The sequence below is a fragment of the Thalassobacillus sp. C254 genome (assembly GCF_001310615.1).
In genome coordinates, this window is sequence record NZ_BAXQ01000046.1 from 1 (window position 1) to 8,219 (window position 8,219).

The window sequence follows — 8,219 nt, forward strand, 5'->3', positions numbered from 1 at the left end:
ACTTCCTGAACTCCTACGACAGAAGAAGAGTACCGTTCGAAGGTTCCTATCAACTGGCTTAAGCAAGGTAGATTCTTAGATTTCACAATGTCATCGCCAAGTAACACGGCAAAGGGTTCATTTCCTACAAAGCTGCTGGCACAAGATATCGCATGCCCAATCCTTTTGGTTCCTTCTGACGAATATAATGGATGTTCGCCATGTTTGAAATGCCTTGAATTTCGTCAAGCATCTCCACCTTTTGCTTCTTTAATAACGTTTCTTCAAGCTCATAGGATTTATCGAAATGGTCTTCAATGGCTCGTTTACCACGTCCGCTTACAATGATGATATCTTCTATCCCAGATTCAATGGCTTCCTCGACAATATACTGAATGGTTGGTTTATCCACAATAGGGAGCATTTCTTTTGGCTGAGCTTTTGTGGCAGGCAGGAAACGAGTCCCAAGACCAGCTGCCGGTATAATCGCTTTACGTACTTGCACGAGAAATCCCTCCTAATTTTGTAAAATAATCAATATAATAAAAATACCACATCTTTAGTAAGAATGTGGTAAAAATCCCCAAAAAATTAAATCGGAAATAAGGCTATTACTTGTTTTCTTGTCGAATGGCTGGTGAATCAACTTTGTAGTATTCTTTGTACCAATCAACAAACTTTTTAAGTCCTTCATCAATGGTTGTGCTTGGCTTAAAGCCAGTAGCATTCTGGAGATCATCAATCTCAGCGTAGGTTGCTTGTACGTCACCAGGCTGCATCGGAAGAAATTCCTTCTTTGCTTCAATCCCTAAATGCTTTTCAAGGGTTTGGATAAAGTCCATTAGTTTCACTGGCTGATTGTTTCCAATGTTATAAACCTTATAGGGAGCATAGCTTGAGCTTGGGTCAGGGTTTTCCCGGTCCCATGATTCATCAGCTTGTGGCGGCTTATCAAGCAGCCTGACGATTCCATCGACAATGTCATCAATATAGGTAAAGTCTCGCATCATTTCTCCATTGTTAAAGACTTTAATCGGTTTTCCTTCTACAATATTCTTGGTAAAGGAGTAATACGCCATATCCGGACGACCATACGGGCCATACACGGTAAAGAAACGAAGACCCGTAGTTGGAATACCGTATAGATGGCTGTAGGTATGAGCCATAAGCTCGTTAGATTTCTTCGTCGCAGCATACAAACTAACCGGATGGTTTACTTCATGACAGGTAGAAAAAGGCATCTTTACGTTTGCTCCATAAACTGAGCTTGAAGATGCATAAATTAAGTGTTTTACATTATTATGTCTGCACGCTTCTAAGATATTTACAAATCCCAATAGGTTAGAATCAACATAAGCATGAGGGTTCTCCAAGCTATAGCGAACACCAGCTTGAGCTGCAAGGTTAACTACCACATCAATTTTTTCACTATCAAAACAACGTTTCAAAGCTTTTCGATCAGCCAAGTCCTCTTCAAAAAAAACAAAAAGAATCAAAAGAATTAAGTATCTCTATCCGACTCTTTTTTAATTGCACATCGTAATAATTATTTAATTTATCATAACCAATAACGTTATTGCCTTCTGCTAATAAGAGTTTTGACAAGTGCATACCAATAAACCCTGCTACACCAGTAACTAAAATATTCATAATATCTCTCCTAAGTCTAAGTTTACTAGCATTATCTAATCGACAATTTCTAATTTTAAATCCGTGATATGTTTATATTTGAACTGTTATCCTCATTAAAATAAAAGGTGATTGAATGCAATATACATGTTAGATTTAAGTAGAGGAAAAAAATACCATTTTTGATCTATTATATCTTGTAGTCTATATGGTTTAGGAAATTTTTCTCATTATTTGTATCTTGCTCTAACTCTCGTGTTAGTGTTTTCCAATATTTAGGCCTTTAAGATAGCTAATCTATGATTACCGTTATCGCAGTACAAGATTTCACCATTACGGTCTATATATATCCTAATTATATTTATATTAAGGTTTTCTTCAGAGGGTAATAAGAAACCATTTTTCTTCATTACATGATATAAAGTAGCTATTCTTTAGTTCAGCAATATTTTTACAACCTAATACAACACTTTGCTTACTAAACTTTTCCTTGTATACTTTTTAAATAGTCCTGTTTTTTCCAAGGCACTCCTTCTTTAAAATGGGACATACATTTTTGACTGATGATACTTACAGGATCGAGATCACACTCACCATCCATTATGGTACTGAAATATCATTTTTTTCTTTTTCTCGTTTTTTAGAGTCTTTTTATATTCTAAAGAGGTACCCAAATAACCTTATTATTACTTGTTAATGATTTGTATCTTAACTTTATAAATAATATCCGATATTAAGTAATGCCTAAAGATAGGAATATTCTTCAAAATAAATTTAATAAATCTACGCTTTGAAACGCCAACAATTCTAGTGAAGTTTTTAATACTATTCCTCTACCTTAATAGTGTATACCCTATACCAAAGAAACTAAAAAATGTTATTAATTTAAGTGAACTTTCTAGATTTCTTAAGTACATAGAGAAAAAAGAGCATTTTTAACCCTGAAGTTGCTAAGCTAAAAAACAATATAGCATATATATCACTATTGTAGTAATAAAATCCTATAAATAATACTACTGCCCGAACAAACACAATAATTATTTCATAGAACAATTGCTGAGCTTGCAAATTCAAAACTAGAACTACTTTTGTAATTGGACGAGTAATAAAGGCTATAAATGACCACAAAGCCAACCACCTTGCGTATTCTCCAGCTACAATCCATTCTTCCCCAAATACAAAACTAAAAAGCCAAGGTCCGAAAGACACAATCATGCCAAATGGAACTATCCCTACCACTGCAAGAGCTGTAGTTGCTTTTAAAATTAACTTAGTAAGGTTTTCACCATTATTAGATGCTTCAGCAATCCTAGGATAAAACACATCAGCTACTGATTTACCAATAAGTTGTGTTGGGATACCTAACACAGTATTTCCTAAAGTATAAAACCCAGCAGCAGCAGGACCAAAAAACTTGCTAATATAAAACAGGTAAGTTATTAGAAATTGAGTGAATAAATGCTTGCGGAGTTCTAAATAAGGGGAAATCCCTATATTTTTTCGCTAGCTCTTTTAGTTTTAAAGATTCTTCATTATCTTTTGATTCATGTTTAAGATTTGAACGTTTTATACCTACCAATAACAACAAAGCCTGAAAGGCAATCCCTAATGTAGTCAAAATAACAAGCACTGCTGCAACTGGATAGAACCAACCAATACCAACTTTAGAAGAATTTAAGACTAAAGCCTTTAGGAATTCAACTTTTGCTGTGATCCTAAATTGTTTTGTTCGAAACAACCACTGTCGCGTCACTTGTAAAAATCCAGAAAATAATATTATTAGAGGAATCAAGTATAAAAAAGGCTCAATACCTTCTAATTGAAATAAGCTAACTATTGATTTATTAAAAAGTGCTAAAATTATTGCTGAAATTATTGCTAACCCTAATGATATATATAGTGATAAACGGATTAATCCTTTAGCGTCAGAGACACTTTTGGGAAGTACGATTCCATACGGATAATTTAAAGCCGCTATTGGTGAAACAACTAATACCATTGCCATAAATACACCAAGCACACCTATTGCTTCTGGCCCATAAAGACGAGTGATAATAGGAGTAAAAGCCATAGTAACTGCTTGAGCAGCTGCAGTGCCTGTGGCTACTATTGCCACATTACGCACAAACGATTTTTTGTATAATTTTTTAAGTATACCCTTCATTAATTTCTCCTGTTTTATTTTCTTAATAATCTTATAATACTCCGTTTTTAATTGTTAGTTTAGCCAATACATACTTACACTTTGGGGCCGTTTTTAAATTCTTTCAATTTTTCAACTTCATCTACTTTTTAATTAGCGGACAAATTTTTTATCCTCATTTAACAATTCGTTCATTTTAATAATGATTACCGACCTAAATAAAAGAACGTTATAGTCATATTTAGTTTTGTGACATGATTTCTTATTTGTGTTTTAAACCTTTTGAAACATATGACTTAGCTTCGTCTTTGCTTTTTTCATGTACTTTTTCCAGATTAATTCGTGGTTTCGGTCAATATTTTCCATCAGAAAGGTCATATACTCCTCAGTAAAAATACTATCACCTTTTTCCACCATTTCTTGTATAAGCAGTTTTTTCATTGATTCTTCTTCCAAAATGTGTGACTGATCACCATTATTAGAATACTGGGCATACCCAATTGAAGGGCTATATTTATTGACAATGTCTTTAAAAAGTTGTTTATCCTTTAACAAATTATTAGGCAATGTTCTGGTCACTTCAACAATTTCTTTAGAAAGAAATGGGTTCATTATTTCTGTATAGGGAACCTTTAAATCATTGAGAGCTGATAAAACAAGTGGGATTCTAATGCACTGATAAAGTCTATTTCTTAAAGTCTCTAATGTTTCATTGTCTTTTTTTATAAAATCCTCCGGAATTTTTTGACCTGGTAATCCAAGTTTAGATAGATTAGGAAGGTTTTCATAATCTCCCCATATGCTCAGGCCAGTTATTCTTCTTAAATCCTTTTCATTATATGGAATAGTGGTAGGCCATGGGACATCACCTCTAATTATCCCTTCCACTTTCTTGTCATGGAGTCTTTTCCATAATTCAAACCATCTATATAACCAGAAATGTGATCAATTCGTCCTTCTCCGTTCAATATAAACCGATTTAATACTGATTTCACACTAACTTCTACATTATCTAATATAAAATAAGAATTTTTGATACCAATTTTTCTAGACAATTCCTTTGCAATTTGGATATCACTATTTTTTTTGTAAGTGACGCTTCAGTCCCCCAGGTTATTGTTTCAAGATTGTATTTTTCTTTTAAAAATAACAAGAGTGCTCTGCTATCATAACCACCTGATAAAGGAAGAACCCAGTGTTTAGGATCTATTTGAATACTATTAATTGTCTTCTTAATAACTTCCTCCAAACGCTTACCATGTTCTTGATCTGTCTTATTAGAGGCTTTTAAATTCTACTTTTTGAGTCTCAATGTCTATCTTCCATTCCGTTCTATTCAAACGTAGAATTGAACATGGAGGAACACATTTGATTCTTTTGTCCCAGGATAATCCCGGTCCTAGGTTTCCAGCAGAAAGCATCCATGGAATAACATTTTCATTTAGTTCAAAGTTACCTAATAACATTATAATTGCCCTTTGTGAAGTTGAAACAATGCACTTTTCCTCATCCATATAATACCATATGGTCCTTGAAGCCACCACGTCTGAAACAGCCTCAATATATTTATTATTACTTCGAACCATAGCATATGTCCCATCTGGTATATGTGAACCAGGCTCATGCCAAGGACCTTCCTCAAAAACTGAGCCAAGACAGATGCCATTATTATCTGGTAGGATCTTTACAGTGTTATTAATATTATAAATAGCCATTAAATGCTTAGAATCCGCATGCATTATACTAGGTTGTTTAATAGAAATATTATCAGCACCATTTTTCATTTATTTTTCTAACTTATCTTTAAATTGATCACTCTCAGCCTTTTACGCAAACAAACCATAACCATCTTTGACATAATTCACCCTTCTTTATATCCAATTGGCCCCCACCAAATTTTATTGGGCAGACCAGCTATATCTAATAAACAATAACAAACATTATTTTTTTGAATATCTTGTAACCAAAAATTTGACTACTAAAATAGTTATACAAAGAACTACTACTCCGTAAAACCAGTTTTTCAGTAATAAGTGAGACGAGTTTCTTGCTATTGGTATAATGGCGTGTAGTGTAGAGACAATAAAGAAAAGTTTTAAGGGTCTTTCCTTATAATTCATCTTATTATCTATATATATAAACGAAGTAATTATATATCCAAGTACAATCATAAAAAAAGGTGCTAAAAACGGCCCGAAATTCAACACAGCTTCTGCAATTATCGAAAAAGCAGGCCCCACGTTATTCCTAAGTATTCTCGGAACCAAGTTCCTACTAGTGAGAAGGGGATGTTTAACAAATCCAAAACGTTATTCGTTGCCATTCCCAAGATAGCCACTATATATGTATTAGCATAAGGCCATACATCCCACCCGTACTTTTGTAATACAATGAGAGGTTGCATTGATGCGCCCATTTCAAAAATTGTATTAATAAACGGGCTATTCCTTAAGCTCAAAGAGCTGATTATTCCTTCAACGCTAATACCCGTATTTCTAAGAGATCTGATTACATCAACAATATACAACCCGACAATTGACACTAACACATATTTTGTAGTCTTTTTTAGATTTAATGTCTTATAACATGCATGGCTGAGCCAAACAAGAATAATTATTTTATAAACCCAAGAACCTCTATCTCCTGAAAATGCATTAAGTAATAGGTAAATAGTAAAAATAGTATAAACTGAAAACAGTACCTTTTTGTTAAACCTACTACCAATTAATAACCCTACTAAACATGGAAAAAAAGATGTTCTAATACAGTAAGGTTTAGCCCACTTCTAGCATGATCAGAATAATATAAAGAATTATATCCATATGTTAATGCGGTCTGCAAATCTACAAAAGAGAAAATTAAAGTAGCCGGAATAACTATAAGTCCTACTAAAAAGCATGTATAATATATCGCTTTAAAAGTATTTGTTTTATCTCTTTCATGTTTTTCTAACTGATTATCTACAGTTATATTTTGAGATTCAGTTTTATAACAAAATAAAGCTCCAGCATGAAACATTAATATAGATACTAATGTTAACGCTTGAGCCTTGATAATATCATTGGTATTGGCAATTCCAAGTCCATACAAACTTGCCTCTCCAATTTCCATGGAATTGTGAATACCAAAAGCCCACATCAATGGTTGTCCATAATTAAATAAAAAGAAAAAGAGCATAAAAATAATATAAGGGGTAAAAATAACTTTGGTTATTTTATACCAGGTAAAACAGATATAGAAGCCAAGCAGTATACCTACCCAACTAAATAAAAATACGATTATATCATATTCCTTATTAGAATTAACTAAAGACAGGGTAAGTAAATACAGCAAATACCCAAATATGGTTAAAAAAAGGGTTAACAAGCCAATTCCGAAATTCAATCTCGTTATTGTAGCTTTTCTAACCATTTGACTTTGCATTTCTACCTCCAGTAATTCTATCTATATACTTAATCCACTTGTCTGTAATTTTTTCTTGAGATAAATCAGAACGTTATTTTTCTAGATTTATTGGATAGATCAATAGCAAACTCTTTATTTGATATGATTTCATACATTGCTTTCATAAAACCATCCGTATCCCCTACTTTTTGTAAGCAAACCATTTTCTCCATTTTTTATATATGTCTTGGCTCCACCTATAGGGGAGTCAGTTGATATCACAGGAACACCAATAGCTAACGCTTCAAGCATTGAGTTAGAGATACCTTCATAGTTTGAAGAAATAACAAATAATGATGAATTTGTCATTTCGTTATGGATATCATTTGAGAATCCTGCAATAATACCTTATCCTTAAGCCCTGATTCTTCTATAATACTTAACAACTCTTCACGCATTTCCCCTATACCATATATCTTCAAAGTATAATCTGGATAATATTCCCTTAATCGTGAAAAAGCTTCTATTAACATTGGTAGGTTTTTTTGCGTAGATAGCCTACACGCCGTAATTATTGTCTTATTCTGGTTGTTCTCATTCCAGTATGGTAATCCAGGAATAATAGGGTTTGATATAATAATCCCTTTTTTTTGAATTGATTTAGAGAAATAGTTTTTGGCGTCAATAGTCTGAAAAACTATACCGTCTGAAAATTCATACAAAACATCTCTTAACCTTCTTATATATTTATTCCCTGGATTTTGGTATGGATCATTTCTTTCAGAAAGAATTATCTTTTTCTTCAAAAGCATACTCGATAGGATCGTTAAAATGTTAACTTTTGCTACAAATGATATAATAACATCTGGATTATTTTTTTTAATTAACTCTCTGGTTCCCTAATTATCTCAATAGTCCTAATGACTTATTCTTTTTTTTATGTGGCAATGTATAAATTTCAATTCTTTCGTCTTTGACATAATCATTTTTGTCATCGAATATGGTAGCTATACTTACTTTATATCCTTTATCACATAGGTTTTGAGCTAATACGGATATCACTCTTTCAGCGCCACCGTTACTC

General features: G+C 33.0%; 8 protein-coding genes and 3 pseudogenes. All 11 read right to left on the minus strand.

Annotated features, from left to right (window positions below; translation table 11 throughout):
• A pseudogene (locus JCM19033_RS21215) lies at positions 1 to 484 on the minus strand (UTP--glucose-1-phosphate uridylyltransferase); the annotation flags it as partial.
• 106 nt (positions 485 to 590) lie between these two features.
• Positions 591 to 1,629, minus strand: a pseudogene (locus tag JCM19033_RS21220) (NAD-dependent epimerase).
• An 864-nt stretch (positions 1,630 to 2,493) separates the two neighbouring features.
• Positions 2,494 to 3,102 (minus strand): oligosaccharide flippase family protein, encoded by a 609-nt coding sequence (locus JCM19033_RS23930; RefSeq protein WP_157050017.1) that lies wholly within the window; start codon positions 3,100 to 3,102, stop codon positions 2,494 to 2,496.
• Complete coding sequence (locus JCM19033_RS23935) at positions 3,026 to 3,772, minus strand: lipopolysaccharide biosynthesis protein (protein ID WP_054637830.1); 747 nt, start codon at positions 3,770 to 3,772, stop codon at positions 3,026 to 3,028. Before JCM19033_RS23935 ends, JCM19033_RS23930 begins: the two co-directional genes overlap by 77 nt.
• 252 nt (positions 3,773 to 4,024) lie before the next feature.
• Complete coding sequence (locus JCM19033_RS21235; RefSeq protein ID WP_054637831.1) at positions 4,025 to 4,639, minus strand: hypothetical protein; 615 nt, start codon at positions 4,637 to 4,639, stop codon at positions 4,025 to 4,027.
• A 389-nt stretch (positions 4,640 to 5,028) separates the two neighbouring features.
• A complete protein-coding gene (locus JCM19033_RS21245) occupies positions 5,029 to 5,535 on the minus strand; it encodes a hypothetical protein (protein ID WP_054637833.1) in 507 nt (168 codons plus the stop codon).
• A gap of 156 nt (positions 5,536 to 5,691) precedes the next feature.
• Positions 5,692 to 6,018: an O-antigen polysaccharide polymerase Wzy gene (gene wzy, locus JCM19033_RS28580; protein WP_157050018.1), complete on the minus strand. Its 327-nt coding sequence runs from the start codon at positions 6,016 to 6,018 to the stop codon at positions 5,692 to 5,694.
• Positions 5,970 to 6,515, minus strand: a complete 546-nt coding sequence (gene wzy, locus JCM19033_RS28585) for an O-antigen polysaccharide polymerase Wzy (protein WP_157050019.1) — start codon at positions 6,513 to 6,515, stop codon at positions 5,970 to 5,972. Before wzy (JCM19033_RS28585) ends, wzy (JCM19033_RS28580) begins: the two co-directional genes overlap by 49 nt.
• Positions 6,488 to 7,174 (minus strand): O-antigen polysaccharide polymerase Wzy, encoded by a 687-nt coding sequence (locus JCM19033_RS21255; protein WP_054637835.1) that lies wholly within the window; start codon positions 7,172 to 7,174, stop codon positions 6,488 to 6,490. Before JCM19033_RS21255 ends, wzy (JCM19033_RS28585) begins: the two co-directional genes overlap by 28 nt.
• A gap of 129 nt (positions 7,175 to 7,303) precedes the next feature.
• A pseudogene (locus JCM19033_RS21265) lies at positions 7,304 to 7,947 on the minus strand (glycosyltransferase).
• A 91-nt stretch (positions 7,948 to 8,038) separates the two neighbouring features.
• The coding region (locus tag JCM19033_RS26855) for a hypothetical protein (RefSeq protein ID WP_269758460.1) at positions 8,039 to 8,219 on the minus strand (181 nt) is incomplete at its 5' end.

Bases quoted from the DNA above. Each gene is read 5' to 3' on its own strand.
- JCM19033_RS21245 (WP_054637833.1), bottom strand. From the start codon at position 5,535: ATGAAAAATGGTGCTGATAATATTTCTATTAAACAACCTAGTATAATG.
- JCM19033_RS21255 (WP_054637835.1), bottom strand. From the start codon at position 7,174: ATGCAAAGTCAAATGGTTAGAAAAGCTACAATAACGAGATTGAATTTC.
- JCM19033_RS23935 (WP_054637830.1), bottom strand. From the start codon at position 3,772: ATGAAGGGTATACTTAAAAAATTATACAAAAAATCGTTTGTGCGTAAT.